Here is a 239-nt window from a genome sequence, read left to right as displayed (position 1 = left end):
GAAAAAGTTCCTATTTTCATTGCTCTTGATCGTAGTGGTGCTATATCTCACAAGGTTTTAGAACGAAATACAAAAGAAAATATTCAAGCACAATTGAAGCCTTTATTATCATCAGGCTCAGTGCTTTGTACTGATGGAAACTTATCATATAAAGGTATTGCTAAAGAACTCGACATTGACCATAAACGTTTGATTGGGTTGGATAACCAAAGAGTAGTAGAAGGTATTTACCATATCCA

At 34.3% G+C, this 239-nt stretch carries 1 pseudogene; it reads left to right on the top strand.

What is annotated here, in order from left to right:
• A pseudogene (locus H5180_RS23395) lies at positions 1-239 on the top strand (IS1595 family transposase); the annotation flags it as partial.

The sequence above is a fragment of the Pseudoalteromonas sp. SR41-4 genome, assembly GCF_014163985.1.
GTDB lineage: Bacteria > Pseudomonadota > Gammaproteobacteria > Enterobacterales > Alteromonadaceae > Pseudoalteromonas > Pseudoalteromonas rhizosphaerae.
This window is presented reverse-complemented; position numbering and strand designations above follow the sequence as displayed.